Genomic DNA, 14,129 nt, shown 5'->3' with positions numbered 1-14,129 from the left:
TTGGAAACATCGACACAGTTTTGGAAAGAGCATAAAAAAGAATTAGCCAAGCATAGTTATTACTCCGGTCCGTTTGAGTGGGATAATTCCGACAACTACATGAAGGTTCTCGGTCTGATTTCCGTCTGCTACCTTCTCCAACGTGAAGACTTGCTTCCTCGCCTGCTTGAAGTCATCCTTGCCAATGCAGAAGATGGGCTTGAGCCTGATTCAACCATTGAGGATTTCTTCTACTACCGTTTCAAAGACCGTCCCGATACGGGTTATGTCCAAATGGGCGATCATGCTATTTTGATTTCGGATGCCATACGCGGTGAAACCAAAGAAAAACAACTGGAATCTCTTAGTGCCTACCTCAAAGACTGGTATCGCGAAATGATCGGCATGAGCGACCTTGAGTACCAATCCCACCTCGATCCTGAGCAGAATGGTTATTGCGGCTACTGGGCATTCGAAGCCGCCGCCATTGCTTATCTTGATGATTTGGACGATACCGAATTGCGCCAATCCCCTTATTACCCCAAAGATATGGTTGATTGGGCGAGGGAACAGAAGCGCAAGCGAGGAGGCGAAGCCAAAGGTAAAGTTGATTAGTTTGGAAAAGTTTAAATATTAAAAGGTCGTCTGAAAACCCAATACGGTTTCAGACGACCTTTTTCTTAAATAATTAAAATTAGATATGGTTGATTTGTTTATGTTGGTAAAAGGGGAATTTATATAGATTAACCGGATGAAACAAAATTTCTTATAAAGCTGTAATTCTGGTTAACAGGGCATCGCCATTAAAAATTGTTATTAACAAAGCTAATTCATTATGCGAAATAATGATAAAAAGATTTTATATAGAGAAGTAAACTGATATTATTTGTCATCGTTTGAGAAGTATTATTTCATGGAGCATCCACTATGATTCGCAAGATTTTTTGTTTTATTGTTTTATTCTTGAATGTTGAGATATATGGGATGTCGCCAGCTCCATTTCCTGATGGGGATGTGAATATTACCTCAAGAAATAATGAACCATGTATCTATATAGACAGAGAAGATTTAATAGGCGGATATGTAATTTATATATACTCTTATGATAGCGATAATCCTTTTGAGTATAAAAGTGCCTTTGATAAAAATTATCCGGTAAAAGATAAATGTATACCAATGAATACACAAAACTTTCCCGGTATTGATTTAAGGGAGAATGTTAGATATGAATTTAAACTTATACCTCAAGAGTTGGTTGAGTATGAAGGGTATAGCGCCTATATAAAGAGTAATTTTACTGGTTTATCAGGAGCATATTGTTTTAAAAAAATAGATGGGCAAATGGAAGTACAAGATTTTAATTACCGTCTTGATAAATGCGTAGACCGGACTGTTTCATCTGACAATGGCATCAAACCTAAAAAACAAAAAAGTTGGTGGTATTTATTGATTACTTGGTTCATGGATTTGTGGTTTAAATAAATTGTAGTAAGCGTGTGGAAAAATGCCAATATTACAAATGTCTTGACCTTTTTATGTCGGATGGAGCTTTATTGTTTCGACGTATTATCTTTGGCGCGTTGAGGCTGTCCCGAGCGTTGGTTGCTGCCGTTGACTGCATCGCGCCATGCTTTGCGTTCGGCTTCGATTTTGGCGGCTACTTCGTGAACCATGGTTTCTTGTTTTTTGACGGCCGGCTCTTTGGGTGTGTTGTCGGAAAAGTGGAGGCCGTACCACAAGGCGGCGAAAATGCTGCAGACGAAGATCACGGCAATCAGGCCGACGATGGCTTGTTTGCCGGCGAGGGGTTTTTCGGGGGGAGGGACGAGGACATCGAAGCAGTCGGCGCAATCGAGGGCGAAGCAGACGTTTTCAGCTTCTTTGCGGCCGCGCCGGCCTTCTGTGATGTTGAAGGAGATGTGTTGCCCTTCGGCCGGTAGGCGGGTAAGGGTGGTGAAGGCGGCAAGGGCAAGAAAGATTTCTTGGCCTGTGTCTTCTATGGTAGCGGCGCCGAAGCCGCGCTTGCTGTTCCAGCGAGTAATCGTTCCGTAATAGCGCATAATGTATGTGGGGATATTATTATAGGTAACAGTTTTCTTTGGACTGATTTTAAATCAAAAAGTTTGGTTATTGTCTTAATTTTACACTAGATTTGTCTTGTTGGAAGAAGGCGGGCCGTCTGAAGGATTTCAGACGGCCTGCATGGTTTATGCCTATTTATTAAGCACTTTTTGGAAGGTGTCGATCAGGTGTTGCGCAATGGCTCGGCTGCCGAATTGTTGCAGGCAATCTTGGCGCAAGCGGATGGGATCGTAGTGTGCATGGTTTTCGTAGAGGGTGAGCAATGCTTTGGTCAGTTCCGGTATGTTTTCGATTGGCACCAGCAGGCCGTTGTCGGAAGTAACGATGGATTCGGGGCCGCCGCAGCGTGTGGCGATAACGGGCAAACCTTGCGACAGTGCTTCGATATAGACGACGCCGAAGGTTTCGGTACGGCTGGCGAGGACGAATGCGTTGCTGTGGCGCATGAGGTCTAGGGTTTGGTCGGTGGTCAATGCGCCGGTAAAGGTAACGGCGTGGTTGATGCCCAAGTCGCTTGCCAGTTGTTTCAGACGGCCTTCTTCTGCGCCGCCGCCGCCGATTTTGAGTTTGAGTTGCGGATAGGTTTTGAGTGCTTCGGCAAAAGCAGGCAGGAGCAGGTCGTGGCCTTTGAGGTGGCGCAGGTGGGAGACGCTGCAGAAGGTGAAGTCTTGATGGTTTTTTTCGGGGAACTCGAAATCCTGTTCAAAATTTCCGCCCAGCATATTGGGCAGGTATTGCCAGTCTGTACCGGCGTAGGTTTTTTCGAGAATGCGGCAGAAATCACGGCTGACGGCGAACCGGGCCGCGCTGTGGCGCACGGCTTCGTGCATGGACGGCCATTGGTTTTTGCGGACAAGGCCGCGTGAAATGGCGCTGCTGTGTTCGGTAATCACATAGGGAATGCCGTATTTTTTGAAGATGGCGCAGGCCAAAATGGCGGCGTAGTTGACGCAATGGGCGTGAATTACGTCGGGTTTGCCGTTGTCGGCGATATAGGCTTCAAAAGCTTTCATGCCAGCATTGACCCAGCGGATGCGGTCGATGTCGACAACCGGGCAGCGCGGGAAGAAATACATGCTGTCGTAGGTGTAAGTGTTGAGTCCGCCTTGCTGATGGCGGCGCAGGCCGTAGAAGCGCGAGAAGATGGTTTTCGGCTGGCTTCTCAAGTAGCGGAACATGGGTACGACCAGGCCGATTTTCATGCCTTCGCGTTGCAGGGCTTGGGCTTGGAGGCGGAAAAAGATTCCGTCCACGTCGGTTTCGGAAGAGGGGTACCAAGAGGGGATGACGACAATATGCATGATGTGTTTTTTATGAAAGTAGATAACGGCGAGGCCGTCTGAAAAGAAAAGATATCTTTCAGACGGCCTTTTGTATATTTAGTTCAATCAGTTGCCGGCAACCGTCATTTTGGAAACCAAGACGGAGCCGATTTGGTTGGACGAACGGCGTAATGCGTCGTCTGCCACGCCGATGATGTCGCGGTACATATCCTGCAAACGTCCGGCAATGGTGATTTCCTGAACCGGATAGGCAATGACGCCGTTTTCCACCCAAAATCCGGCCGCGCCGCGCGAGTAGTCGCCGGTAATGGTGTTGACGCCTTGTCCCATCAATTCGGTAACCAGCAAACCTGTTCCCATTTCGTTCAACAGGTCGGCCTGCGTGGCATGGGTGTAGTTCAGATACAGATTGTGTGCGCCGCCGGCGTTGCCTGTTGTCTGCATACCGAGTTTTTTCGCGCTGTAACTGCTGAGGAAATAGCCTTCGACGATACCGTCTTTCACCACAAAACGCGGCTGCGTGGCCACGCCTTCGGCATCGAAATAAGTGCTGCGAAACGAGCGCAGGATATGCGGTTCTTCACGAAGGCTGAGAAACTCGGGCAGCACCTGTTTGCCGATACTGTCAATCAGGAAGCTGCTTTGACGGTAGAGCGCGCCGCCGCTGAGTGCGCCGATAAGGTGGCCGATTAAGCCGACGGCGACAGTGGTGTCGAACAGTACGGGATAGCTGCCGGTCGGAACGCTGCGGCTGTTCAGACGGCGTAAAGTCCGTTCGGCTGCAGTTTTACCGATGAGTTCGGGTGCATCCATGTCTTCGTGACGGCAGGAAGAATCGTACCAATAGTCGCGCTGCATGCCATGCTCGTCGCTGGCGACCACGCTGCAAGAAATGCTGTGGTGCGTACTTTGCTGGTGTGCGGCAAAGCCGTGGGTGTTGCCGTAGACGTATTGGTAATGGCCGGTATGAACCGATGCGCCTTCCGAATTTTCAATGCGTTTGTCCGTTGACAGCGCGGCCTGTTCGCATTGCTTGGCCAAATCAATGGCGGATTCGGTACTCAAATCCCATTCGTGGTAGCGGTCGAGGTCGCCGATATGGGTTGCCATCAAGGCAGCATCGGCAAGGCCGGCGCAATCGTCTTCGGCGGTATAGCGTGCAATATCGATGGCGGCTTTGACCGTATCTTGCAGGGCGCGTTCGGAGAAGTCGGCAGTGCTGGCGCGGCCTTTGCGTTGACCGACATAGACCGTAATGTCTAAAGATTTGTCTTGTTGGAACTCGATTTGTTCGATTTCGCCCAGGCGCACGCTGACGCTTTGGCCGAGCGACTCGCTGAAATCGGCTTCGGCCGAGGTGGCGCCGGATTGTTTGGCCAAATCCAGCGTGTGTCCGCACAAGCGCAACAGTTCGTCCGGTGTGTGGTTAAACAGCATAAAAAGGTTTCCTGACAGGGTTTTGCGGCATTTTAACCGTTTCAGACGGCCACTGCAAAAATCGCACGGAAAGGCCGTCTGAAAACTGATAAAATAGGCAGATTCAGAAAATCAGGTAAACACAATGTTTGAACAAGAAGACGAATGGGTCAGCAAAACCCAAATGAAAAAGCAGATGAACGATTTGCAGGCTTTGGGTATGGAATTGACCAAGCTCTCCAGCGATACGCTGAAAAAAATCGGCTTGGACGAAGAGCTGTTCGAGGCCATCGCCACCTATAAAAAAATCACGTCCAACAGTGCGCTCAAACGCCAAGCCCAATTTATCGGCCGTCTGATGCGCGATACCGACCCCGCGCCCATCGAAGCCTATTTGGCCAAACTGCGCGGCGACAATGCAGCACACAATGCCTTTTTGCAACGCGTCGAGCAGGCGCGTACCCGACTGTTGGCAGACGATGGCGCGATTACCCAATTTATGGCCGATTTTCCGCAGGCCGACGCCGGTAAATTGCGCACTTTAATCCGCAACACCAAAAAAGAGCAGGAACAAAACAAACCGCCGAAAAACTTCCGCGCCCTCTTCCAAGAAATTAAAGCAGTGATGGAGGCCGGTCAATCCGATGCTTCAGAAGAAGGGCAGGATTGGGAGGAATAAACCTTAAGGCCGTCTGAAAACGGATTGCGGTTTTCAGACGGCCTGTATCGTAATACCGAAGGAGGATGACCATGAAATTTCGCCGCTTTGTACCCGCTTTGTTAATCAGTGTATTAACCCTGAATGGTTGTACTGCCTTTCTTTGGGGAGGGAACAACCCGTTCCATAAAACCACAACCGAAAAAACCGTTGCCAAAGACAAGATTCAAGCATTTGGCGTGGTTGCCAAAGACAATACGCAACTGGAAACAGGCAGCCTGGTCATGATGGGCAAAAAATATTGGTTTGTCGTTAATCCTAAAGATTCGGCCAAGTTGAAGGCGGTCTTGGATGTTAAATTGGACAAACAGTTTCAAATGGTTCAGCAAAACCCAAGATATGCGTATGAGGCTTTGCCGGTCGAATTGAAATCCCCTGAAGCGCAAACTTTCCGTTCAAAATTCTGCCTGCGTTACGATACTCAAAAAGCTGCCGAGATTGCCAAGTTGAAACAGCTGGCGTTTAAGCCGGTTGAGATCGATGACAAAACTGTCTACACGCGGTGTATTTCTACCGAAGGTCATTATTATGCGACGCCGAAAAATGTTGCCGAAGACCGCCGTTTTGACACTGCCGTCCCGGTCAGAATTTATTATACGGAAACCAAAAAAAGCACAGACGTTCAGAAGTTGACGGAGAATATCCTGCAAACGCCATTTACATTGGCTTTGGACGCAGTCGGCGCAGTAATAGCAGTCCCCTATGTCGTAGTCAGTGAAATTATCGATGCTTCACGCAAATAATATCCAAGGCCGTCTGAAAACGGATTGCAGGTTTCAGACGGCCTTCCCCACCTTAAAATAAACGCTTCAAAAATATATTAATTTTCTCTCTATTTAATCCCACATACCATGTCCGTCAAAATCCAAACACGCTCCATTAATCCGACTGTTTTCAACGACTTGCTCACTGCCGGTACCGATCCTTTGATTGCACGGCTATGTGCTGCGCGTGATGTGCAAAGTCCGGCCGAGTTGGACGACAAGCTTGCTGCGCTGTTGCCGTATCAAACGCTGACAAACTGCGAAGCCGCCGCCGGCCGTCTGGCGGATGCGATTGAGCGTCAGGAAAAAATCTTGATTGTCGCTGATTACGATGCCGACGGTGCGACAGCATGTTCCGTCGGTATGAGCGGTTTGGCGGCGATGGGGGCGAAAGTGGATTTTTTTGTGCCCAACCGCTTTGAACACGGCTACGGCTTAACGCCCGAGCTGGCTGAAATCGCCGCCGCGCAAGGCGTGGATTTATTGGTGACGGTGGATAACGGTATCGCCAGCATTGCAGGCGTGGCGCGTGCGCAGGAATTGGGTTTGGATGTGATTGTTACCGACCACCATCTGCCTGCCGAGACCGTACCCGACTGCATCATCGTCAATCCGAACCAAAAAGGCTGCGGTTTCCAAAGCAAAAGCTTGGCGGGCGTGGGCGTGATTTTTTATGTATTGATGGCTTTGCGCGCCGAACTGCGCCGTCGCAATTATTTTTCAGACGGCCTGAAAGAGCCGAATCTGGGCGATCTTTTGGATTTGGTCGCACTCGGTACCGTCGCCGATGTCGTCACTCTAGACCACAACAACCGTATCCTCGTGTCTCAAGGTTTGAAACGGATGCGTTTGGGCAAAATGCGCCCCGGTATCCGCGCCTTGTTTGAAGTGGCGCGACGGGATTGGCGCAAGGCTCAGCCGTTTGATATGGGCTTTGCGTTGGGACCGCGCATTAATGCGGCCGGACGGCTGGACGATATGTCGGTCGGCATTGCCTGCCTGTTGGCGCAAGATGATGCCGAAGCGCAGGAACTGGCGGCTCAGTTAAACAACCTCAATATCGAGCGCCGCGAAATCGAGCAGTCTATGCTGCAAGATGCGCTGAATGATTTTCCTGACACCCTGCCTTCAGGGCAGACGACTTTGGTGGCGTATCGCGACGATTTCCATCAAGGCGTGGTCGGCATCGTTGCCAGCCGCCTCAAAGACCGTTTTTATCGTCCGACCATCGTGTTTGCGCCTGCCGACAACGGCGAAGTACGCGGTTCGGGACGCTCCATTCCCAATCTGCACTTGCGTGATGCTTTGGACTTGGTGTCCAAACGCCATCCCGATTTGATTTTGAAATTCGGCGGACACGCAATGGCGGCGGGTTTGAGCATACTCGAACACAATATTCCCGCGTTTCAGACGGCCTTTGAAGAAGCCGTGCGCGAGATGGTGTGCGAAGACGACTTGTCGCAAACCTATATTACCGACGGCAGCCTGCCTGCCCGCGATATTACGCTGGAACAGGCGCAGAACCTTGCCCGACACGTTTGGGGTCAGGGCTTCGCTCCGCCGAGTTTTACCGATGAATTTCATGTTGTCCGCCAGCAGCCTTTGGGCGCGGAGGGCAAACATAAAAAAGTCTGGCTGCAAAAAGACGGCTACGAATTTGAAGCCATGTTTTGGCGTTGCAGTGAAGACATTCCCGAATACATCCGCACAGTGTACCGTCCCGTTGCCAACGAATGGCGGAATAATCTCGAATTGCAGCTTTATATCGACTACTGGGAAGCCGCGTAAACAAAGGCCGTCTGAAAAATGAAGAAACAAAAACCTTGGCTCGGCTTTTCATTAGCGCTGCTTGCCACCATGACTTGGGGCTCGCTGCCGGTAATCGCCCAACAGGCCTTAAAAGCCATCGATGCGCCCACGCTGGTGTGGATACGCTTTTTAGTGGCTTCTCTGGTGTTGTTTGCGTTGTTGGGGCTGACCGGCAAGCTGCCGAGGCCGCCTGAATTTTCCAAGCAAACCTTATTTTTATTGGTGTTGGGCATTATCGGCATTTCTGCCAACTTCGTTCTCGTTGCCATGGGTTTGCACTATATTTCGCCGACAACCACGCAGGTGTTGTGGCAACTCTCACCCTTTACCATGATTTTGGTCGGCGTTGGCGTGTTTAAAGAAGCCTTTACGCACTGGCAGAAAATCGGCTTGATGCTTTTGCTGACGGGTTTGGTCATGTTTTTCAACGATAAATTTGGCGAACTTTTCAGCTTGGGCAGCTACGCGGTTGGCGTGATGATGGCGGCTTCGGGCAGCATGATTTGGGTGTGCTACGGTGTGGCGCAAAAACTTTTGTCCAAACATTTCAATTCGCAACAAATTCTGCTCATGATTTATTTTTGCAGCAGCTTTGTTTTCCTGCCGTTTGCCGAACCGTCTCAAATCGCCCATATCGGCAATCCGTTTTTATGGGGCTGCTTTATCTATTGCTGTTTGAACACGCTGATCGGCTACGGTTCATTCGGCGAAGCGCTCAATCATTGGGACGCTTCAAAAGTCAGTATCGTAACCACGCTGATTCCTGTATTCACCATGATATTTTCCACCATCGGCCATCATCTCGCCCCCGATTATTTTGCCGCTTCGGATATGAATATCGTCAGCTATGTGGGTGCTATGGTGGTTGTGGCCGGAGCCTTGCTGGCTGTGGCCGGAGAGAAAGTGATGGGGCTTTTTTTGAGAAAGATATAAAACATTTATTGCAAAACAGAATAAAGCAAGGCCGTCTGAAACAGGTTTCAGACGGCCTTTTATTTTCTAAATCAGATTAATGTGAATCGCCGAATCAATAGAAGCCTTCGCGTTCTTCACGAGTGCTGATGTAGATGTTTTTCACTTGGGTGTAGGCGGCGAGCATCATTTTGTGGGTCTCGCGACCAATACCTGAAGTTTTGTAGCCGCCAAACGGCGCGCCGGCAGGCAGGCGGTTGTAGCAGTTTACCCAAACGCGGCCGGTTTCCAATGCGTTGGAAACGCGCAGGCAGCGGTTGATGTCGGTACTCCACACTGCGCCGCCCAAGCCGTATTCGCTGTCGTTAGCCATTTTGATGACTTCTTCTTCGGTTTTGAATTTAATCACGGTGGCAACCGGGCCGAAGATTTCTTCTTGGGAAACACGGGCTTCGTTGCTGGCCTCAATCAAAGTAGGCTCGACAAATTCGCCTTTGCCCAATTCGCCTTCGATTTTTTTACCGCCGGTAATGATGCGGCAGCCTTCTTGTTCGCCGATTTTGACGTATTTCAAAATGGTCTCGAGTTGACCAGCATTGACTTGCGAACCCATTTGGGTGTCGTCTTCCCAAGGCAGGCCGACTTTGATTTTTTTGAATTCTTCAGCCAAAGCATTGACGAATTTGTCGTAAATGCCTTCTTGTACAAAAATGCGCGAACCGGCGCAGCACACTTGACCTTGGTTGAACAAAATACCTTTTTGCGCGCCTTCGAGGGCTTTGTCGAAAGGCATATCGTCGAAGAAGATGTTGGCAGATTTGCCGCCCAATTCCAAAGTGGACGGAATCAGCAATTCGGCGGCGGCAATACCGACGCGGCGGCCGACTTCGGTTGAACCAGTAAAGGCCAGTTTGTTGAAGCCTTTGTGGTGCAGCATGTATTCGCCGGATTTAGAACCGCGGCCGGTAATCACGTTCAACACACCTTTAGGCAGCAGGTGGTTGATTTTTTGAGCGAGGGACAACAGGCTCAATGAAGTGCTGGAAGAAGGGTGGATGACGATGGTACAACCTGCGGCCAATGCCGGAGCGATTTTCCATGCGGCCATTAAGAATGGGAAGTTCCAAGGAATGATTTGGCCGACAACGCCGATCGGTTCGCGCAAAACGATGGACAGGTCTTCGGCATCAAGTTGGGTCGCAGTGCCTTCTTCTCCGCGGATCACGCTGGCGAAATAGCGGAAATGGTCGGAAGCCAAAGGCACGTCGGCGGCGCGGGTTTCGCGGATCGGTTTGCCGTTGTCCAAGGTTTCTTGCAGGGCGAACAATTCGGCATTTTCGTCAATCACATCGGCGATTTTGTTCAAAATGGCCGCGCGTTCGGCAGTCGTGGTTTTGCGCCATGTTTTGAACGCTTCTTGCGCAGCGGCTACGGCAGCATCGACATCGGCATCGGTTGCGTCTGTAAACTTGGCCAATTCATCGCCATTGGCAGGGTTGTAAGAGGATAAAAGTTTGCCTTCGCTACCTTTTGTCCATTCGCCGTTGATCAAAAGGCCATATTCTTTATCAAACACATTTAAATCTTTTGCCATAATGCTGTCTCCTTAATGAATGGGAATAGGTGTTTCAACACCATGAAAAGTAGCTTATGCTTTTTTCTTTTTAAGTTCAAGTACTAAAAATGAGAATATTCTTAAAATTTACATTTGCAATGTTGTTTTATGTAGCAGGCCGTCTGAAAAATAAAGGATTGATTGAAATGAAAGTATATTTGTTAATATATTTAAAGATTATACGGCTTAAGTAGAATTTGTTATGGTATAACATTATAACTATTTGTTTTTAAAAAGATTATGGGTTGACGGCTTCGGATATGGGGAGTATTCTCATTTATAGCTAAACAGTTTTTCAACACCCTAGGAGACTCTCTTATGAAAATGCATGCTGTGGTAGTAAATAAAGATGTAGCAGGTGATGTAGAAGTTGTTGAACGCGAACTGCGTCCGCTGGAATACGGCGAGGCGTTGGTGGAAGTCGAGTATTGCGGCGTGTGCCACACCGACTTGCACGTTGCGGCAGGCGATTACGGCGACAAACCGGGTCGCGTATTGGGACACGAAGGCATCGGTTTGGTTAAAGAAGTTGCCGACGGTGTGAAAAATCTGAAAGTCGGCGACCGTGTCAGCATCGCATGGCTGTTCCAAAGCTGCGGTTCTTGCGAATACTGCAATACCGGCCGCGAAACCTTGTGCCGCTCTGTATTGAACGCTGGCTATACTGCCGACGGCGGCATGGCGACCCACTGTATCGTGAGTGCCGATTACGCGGTCAAAGTTCCTGAAGGCTTGGATCCTGCGCAAGCTTCCAGTATCACTTGTGCCGGTGTGACCACTTATAAAGCGATTAAAGTTTCCGGCGTCCGTCCGGGCCAATGGATTGCGATTTACGGCGCAGGCGGTTTGGGCAACTTGGCGGTTCAATACGCGAAAAAAGTATTTGGCGCACACGTCGTCGCCATCGACATCAACGATGAAAAACTGGCATTTGCTAAAGAAAGCGGCGCAGATTTGGTCATCAATGCCGCCAAAGAAGATGCGGCTCAAGTCATCCAAGAGAAAACCGGCGGCGCACACGCAGCCGTTGTAACAGCCGTATCTGCAGCAGCCTTCAATTCAGGCGTTAACTGCGTCCGCGCAGGCGGCCGTGTCGTTGCAGTTGGCTTGCCGCCTGAGTCTATGGACTTGTCTATCCCACGTTTGGTATTGGACGGCATCGAAGTGGTCGGCTCTTTGGTCGGTACCCGCAAAGATTTGGAAGAAGCATTCCAATTCGGCGCAGAAGGTTTGGTTGTGCCTAAAGTCGAATTGCGTGCTTTGGATGAAGCGCCTGCCATCTTCCAAGAAATGCGCGAAGGTAAAATTACCGGCCGTATGGTGATTGATATGAATAAAGAGTGCAGCTGCATTCATCACTAATCAAATGATTCCGTGACAAAAAGGCCGTCTGAAACTTTTCAGACGGCCTTTTTTATTGGACTGGATAACTTACAGCGTAAAGCCGCTTTCAAATGCGCGGATTTCTCCGCTGACAGGATCGGTAAACTCTATTCTTTTGGCCAGAAGTTTTAAAGGCTTTTCATAGTCTTCATCACCGGCTGCCAATGGGGTAGGGTAAAGCGCATCGTTCATCAACGGCATGTTCAAACTCATCATATGCACGCGGAGCTGGTGTTTCTTTCCGGTATGCGGCGTGAGGCGGTAGAGGCTGAATGCGCCGCGGTTTTCGATAAGTTCGATGGTCGTGTGGGCGTTTGGTTCGCCTTCCGTTTCCCGCGTGAGGAAGAATTTTTCGCCTCGTTCCATTCGGGATGAAATATGCAGCGGATAGTCCAAATCCGTCCGCGTCGGCGCTACCGCTTCATAAGTTTTTTGTACAGTTTTTTCTTGGAACATGGTCTGATAATCGCGACGCGTGGCAGGGTTGAGCGAAAGCAGCATAACGCCTGCCGTATCTTTGTCCAAGCGATGAATCGGTGTAATGTCTTCAACATTCAAATGCTGCAATTCAGGCTGCAAACGCAGGCGTGTGAGCAAGGTTTCCCGCAAAAACCTGCCGCTGGGGATGACGGGCAGAAAATGCGGTTTGTCCACCACAAGCAAATGCTCGTCAATATGCAAAATCTTTTCTTTAAACGGAATACGCGGCTCGCTCTCACGGCTGGTTTCACGGTAATAAAACATCGTTTTGCCGGGTTCGAACAAGGTATTCTCATCAAACGGCACACCATCCGCGCCTACTACAAAACCGCTGTTCAGCCGCCGCCGCCAGTTTTCTTCGCCGACAAAGGGAAAATGAGCGCATAGAAAATGCAGCAGCGGCAAGCCGTAAAACTGCTTTTCATGCGGCAAAACCAAGTAGCTGGGTTTGACACCGTCTAAAAGGGGGAGAGGATTGGTACGTTTTTTCATGCGGCGGATTGTACTCGGTTTTTAGGATTTTTTCAGACGGCCTTGTTTATATGGAAAATAAACTTCTAATAACGGATATGTATTGATGCAGGTTTTGTGCTTAAATAGATTCTTCAAACGACTAAAGAAACTGGTTTCTTTGGAACTTGCTTTTGTGGCATAAATTAAATAAATGATAAAGAAGCAATATTTGAGAAAAGGAGAATATTATGCAGAGAAAAATCGGCATAATCATCATGTTATCCGCGTTTTCCGTATCCGCTATGGCGGGAGGGGAAGTTCGGCTCGGTAAGAATAAGGCATACGATAATGAGTATGAGCTTGTGGTAGAGCATGAAGGAAATGAAGAAGTTTCACAATTAAATCAAGATGAGTATGTAGCACATCCAATACGCAACGATAGTGGCCTCATGCAGTCAGGAAAAGCTGCTTCAGGCAGACAAGCCGTTTCCCAATACGGAAAACCTAATTTGCCACCTGTACGCTTAAATCCGCATCCTTCACGACCTTGATTTCAAAATTAAAGGGCTGCTCCATTTGTTTGGGCAGCCCTTTTGTTTTGTCGGCTCACTCACATTTTTGTTTGCGCAAAACGAGTTTGTAATCGGTTTTAATGCTAGTTTGATCGCCAATCATCTTAAAATCATCTATCAAACAACGGTTTTCCGTACATTTCAACATGAAATCTGCACCGACCCTATGGCTGTCAAATTGTTTAAATGTTGCCCGGACGGTATGGGGAGAAGTGACTTTGACTTGCAAGGTTTTATGGAAGTTATCAGGATGATCCTGACCAAAGCCCAAGTAGTAATGTATCGGCATGTCACATCCCATCTCCATATCGGGTTGCTTACGGATATTTGTGTCGAATTTATTGAATTGTCGGATGATTTTTTGTAGTTCAGGCGTAGTAACACGATTGTGTTCAGAGCCTAAATCCACTTTAGACAGATAAACCTTTTTGACTAAATCTATTTTCGTTTGATTGTTTGTGGCGTTATTTGCAGCCGTCGCTTGGGAGAATAAGCTGGTGGTTAACAAGCCGATAACAAAAAGAGAGTGCAGTGTTTTCATGATGTGCATAGGGATGGGATGAAAAGAATCCAAGTATAACGGCATTGAATTTATATTGAATATGTTTCTAAGAAATTTAAGTTGAAAAGCAGGGGAGGAATTGAAATCATTGAATGTGATTC

General features: G+C 48.7%; 14 protein-coding genes. 8 read left to right on the top strand and 6 right to left on the bottom strand.

Annotated features, from left to right (window positions below; all coding sequences use genetic code 11):
* Together CYJ98_RS06180 and CYJ98_RS06175 are read left to right on the top strand one after the other, a co-directional pair.
* A complete protein-coding gene (locus CYJ98_RS06180) occupies positions 1-594 on the top strand; it encodes a PoNe immunity protein domain-containing protein (protein ID WP_234395590.1) in 594 nt (197 codons plus the stop codon).
* Positions 595-906: 312 nt separating this feature from the next.
* Entirely contained in the window at positions 907-1,461 is a 555-nt protein-coding gene (locus tag CYJ98_RS06175; protein WP_101755344.1) for a hypothetical protein, read from the top strand.
* 68 nt (positions 1,462-1,529) lie between these two features.
* On the opposite strand, the gene CYJ98_RS06170 is transcribed toward CYJ98_RS06175, so the two are convergent.
* The 3 genes from CYJ98_RS06170 to pmbA all read right to left on the bottom strand — a co-directional run bounded on the left by CYJ98_RS06170 (position 1,530) and on the right by pmbA (position 4,781).
* On the bottom strand, positions 1,530-2,039 hold the full coding sequence (locus tag CYJ98_RS06170) for a cold-shock protein (RefSeq protein ID WP_049322709.1): 510 nt from the start codon (positions 2,037-2,039) through the stop codon (positions 1,530-1,532).
* A 153-nt stretch (positions 2,040-2,192) separates the two neighbouring features.
* Positions 2,193-3,362 carry a glycosyltransferase gene (locus CYJ98_RS06165; protein WP_101755345.1) on the bottom strand — a complete coding sequence of 390 codons (1,170 nt, stop codon included), beginning with the start codon at positions 3,360-3,362 and terminating at the stop codon, positions 2,193-2,195.
* 87 nt (positions 3,363-3,449) lie between these two features.
* Positions 3,450-4,781, bottom strand: coding sequence for a metalloprotease PmbA (gene pmbA, locus CYJ98_RS06160; RefSeq protein ID WP_101755346.1), 1,332 nt, complete (start codon positions 4,779-4,781; stop codon positions 3,450-3,452).
* Between the two features lie 124 nt (positions 4,782-4,905).
* Between pmbA and yjgA the strand changes: the two genes are divergently transcribed.
* The 4 genes from yjgA to CYJ98_RS06140 all read left to right on the top strand — a co-directional run bounded on the left by yjgA (position 4,906) and on the right by CYJ98_RS06140 (position 8,984).
* The gene (gene yjgA / locus CYJ98_RS06155) at positions 4,906-5,439 is read left to right on the top strand and encodes a ribosome biogenesis factor YjgA (protein WP_004519422.1); all 534 of its coding nucleotides are present in this window, start codon (positions 4,906-4,908) and stop codon (positions 5,437-5,439) included.
* A 71-nt stretch (positions 5,440-5,510) separates the two neighbouring features.
* A complete protein-coding gene (locus CYJ98_RS06150; protein ID WP_101755347.1) occupies positions 5,511-6,221 on the top strand; it encodes a hypothetical protein in 711 nt (236 codons plus the stop codon).
* 108 nt (positions 6,222-6,329) lie between these two features.
* Positions 6,330-8,030 (top strand): single-stranded-DNA-specific exonuclease RecJ, encoded by a 1,701-nt coding sequence (gene recJ / locus CYJ98_RS06145; protein WP_101755348.1) that lies wholly within the window; start codon positions 6,330-6,332, stop codon positions 8,028-8,030.
* Between the two features lie 18 nt (positions 8,031-8,048).
* Positions 8,049-8,984, top strand: coding sequence for a DMT family transporter (locus CYJ98_RS06140; protein WP_101755349.1), 936 nt, complete (start codon positions 8,049-8,051; stop codon positions 8,982-8,984).
* 94 nt (positions 8,985-9,078) lie between these two features.
* Here CYJ98_RS06140 and CYJ98_RS06135 read toward each other — a convergent pair whose 3' ends face one another.
* Positions 9,079-10,557 carry an aldehyde dehydrogenase family protein gene (locus CYJ98_RS06135; protein WP_070584307.1) on the bottom strand — a complete coding sequence of 493 codons (1,479 nt, stop codon included), beginning with the start codon at positions 10,555-10,557 and terminating at the stop codon, positions 9,079-9,081.
* Between the two features lie 339 nt (positions 10,558-10,896).
* Between CYJ98_RS06135 and adhP the strand changes: the two genes are divergently transcribed.
* A complete protein-coding gene (gene adhP / locus CYJ98_RS06130) occupies positions 10,897-11,940 on the top strand; it encodes an alcohol dehydrogenase AdhP (protein WP_083315957.1) in 1,044 nt (347 codons plus the stop codon).
* A 69-nt stretch (positions 11,941-12,009) separates the two neighbouring features.
* Here the strand turns inward: adhP and CYJ98_RS06125 are convergent, their stop codons facing one another.
* Positions 12,010-12,933, bottom strand: coding sequence for an RluA family pseudouridine synthase (locus CYJ98_RS06125; protein WP_101755350.1), 924 nt, complete (start codon positions 12,931-12,933; stop codon positions 12,010-12,012).
* A gap of 209 nt (positions 12,934-13,142) precedes the next feature.
* Here CYJ98_RS06125 and CYJ98_RS06120 point away from each other — a divergent pair, with 209 nt between their 5' ends.
* Positions 13,143-13,445, top strand: a complete 303-nt coding sequence (locus CYJ98_RS06120) for a hypothetical protein (RefSeq protein ID WP_101755351.1) — start codon at positions 13,143-13,145, stop codon at positions 13,443-13,445.
* Positions 13,446-13,500: 55 nt separating this feature from the next.
* Here the strand turns inward: CYJ98_RS06120 and CYJ98_RS06115 are convergent, their stop codons facing one another.
* Complete coding sequence (locus CYJ98_RS06115; RefSeq protein WP_240315430.1) at positions 13,501-14,007, bottom strand: hypothetical protein; 507 nt, start codon at positions 14,005-14,007, stop codon at positions 13,501-13,503.
* Positions 14,008-14,129 lie beyond the last annotated feature (122 nt).

The sequence above is a fragment of the Neisseria perflava genome (assembly GCF_002863305.2).
Classification (GTDB): Bacteria; Pseudomonadota; Gammaproteobacteria; order Burkholderiales; family Neisseriaceae; genus Neisseria; species Neisseria perflava_A.
Note: the sequence above shows the minus strand (reverse complement) of the source record. Positions and strands in the feature narration are given on the sequence as shown.

Coding starts and splice junctions, on each gene's coding strand:
- CYJ98_RS06120 (WP_101755351.1), top strand. CDS start 13,143: ATGCAGAGAAAAATCGGCATAATCATCATGTTATCCGCGTTTTCCGTA.
- yjgA (WP_004519422.1), top strand. CDS start 4,906: ATGTTTGAACAAGAAGACGAATGGGTCAGCAAAACCCAAATGAAAAAG.
- CYJ98_RS06140 (WP_101755349.1), top strand. CDS start 8,049: ATGAAGAAACAAAAACCTTGGCTCGGCTTTTCATTAGCGCTGCTTGCC.
- CYJ98_RS06165 (WP_101755345.1), bottom strand. CDS start 3,362: ATGCATATTGTCGTCATCCCCTCTTGGTACCCCTCTTCCGAAACCGAC.
- recJ (WP_101755348.1), top strand. CDS start 6,330: ATGTCCGTCAAAATCCAAACACGCTCCATTAATCCGACTGTTTTCAAC.
- CYJ98_RS06135 (WP_070584307.1), bottom strand. CDS start 10,557: ATGGCAAAAGATTTAAATGTGTTTGATAAAGAATATGGCCTTTTGATC.
- pmbA (WP_101755346.1), bottom strand. CDS start 4,781: ATGCTGTTTAACCACACACCGGACGAACTGTTGCGCTTGTGCGGACAC.
- CYJ98_RS06170 (WP_049322709.1), bottom strand. CDS start 2,039: ATGCGCTATTACGGAACGATTACTCGCTGGAACAGCAAGCGCGGCTTC.
- CYJ98_RS06175 (WP_101755344.1), top strand. CDS start 907: ATGATTCGCAAGATTTTTTGTTTTATTGTTTTATTCTTGAATGTTGAG.
- CYJ98_RS06125 (WP_101755350.1), bottom strand. CDS start 12,933: ATGAAAAAACGTACCAATCCTCTCCCCCTTTTAGACGGTGTCAAACCC.
- CYJ98_RS06115 (WP_240315430.1), bottom strand. CDS start 14,007: ATGAAAACACTGCACTCTCTTTTTGTTATCGGCTTGTTAACCACCAGC.
- CYJ98_RS06150 (WP_101755347.1), top strand. CDS start 5,511: ATGAAATTTCGCCGCTTTGTACCCGCTTTGTTAATCAGTGTATTAACC.
- adhP (WP_083315957.1), top strand. CDS start 10,897: ATGAAAATGCATGCTGTGGTAGTAAATAAAGATGTAGCAGGTGATGTA.